Origin of the sequence: Vulcanococcus limneticus LL (assembly GCF_002252705.1) — a bacterium.
In the GTDB taxonomy this organism is placed as follows: Bacteria; Cyanobacteriota; Cyanobacteriia; order PCC-6307; family Cyanobiaceae; genus Vulcanococcus; species Vulcanococcus limneticus.
The window spans coordinates 1-722 of record NZ_NQLA01000157.1 but is presented as its reverse complement, the minus strand read 5'-3'; the positions used below and the strand labels follow the sequence as shown (position 1 = coordinate 722).

1 protein-coding gene is annotated in these 722 nt (G+C 73.4%); it reads right to left on the bottom strand.

The window, feature by feature from the left end; translation table 11 throughout:
* On the bottom strand, nucleotides 1–643 hold a 643-nt coding region (locus tag CJZ98_RS17880; RefSeq protein WP_094592442.1), incomplete at its 3' end, for a sigma factor.
* Nucleotides 644–722: the final 79 nt, after the last annotated feature.

The following is a 722-nucleotide window of genomic DNA, read 5'->3' as shown; positions in this document are numbered from 1 at the left end:
TGTTGTCCTTGCTGTCCGCGCTGAAGGCCTCCAGCGAGCCAGTGCGGGTGAGCTGCCACTGCTGCAGCAACGCCGCCAGGGCCTGGGCGCTGAGGGTTTTTCCATGGCGGCGGCACTGGCCCGCCAGCCAGGCCAGCGATGGCGGCCGGCCGGTGGTGGCCTCCTGCTCCTGGCTGAGGCGCTGGACTTTCAGCACCAGCGCGGCCTTCTCGGCGGGAAAGCGGATGGCGCGCTTGCCGCGCTGCTCGATCTCGGCAAAGCCGCGCCGCACCCAGAAGGTGGCGTAGGTGGAGAAGCGGTAGCCGCGGGCGGGGTCGTACTTCTCGGCGGCGCGCATCAGGTTCAGCGCCCCCTCCTGCAGGGCATCGGCGGTGGCCTCATCGCTCGCGGGCAGGCTGTGGCGATGGCGCCCCCAGGTGTGGGACACCAGGCGCAGGTTGTGGCGCACCAGCCGGTCGCGGGCGCGCAGGGCGCTGCGGCGCACGGCCGCCGGCGCCTTGGCGGGACCTTCCGGGTGGTGCTGCCAGCGTTGGATGCGGCGCGAGAGCTCAAGCACGGTGCGCTCGGTGAGGGGGTGGTGGCGGTTGCTGGCCGAGAGCCAGGCGCAGACCGAGGCGGCGGGGGCGGTGGGGGTCAGGGTCATGCAGCAGGGGCAGGGAGCGGGGCCACCGGGTGGCGGCCGCCAGGAGGATTCCCGCGTTGCCTCGCTTGTGCCATCCGGG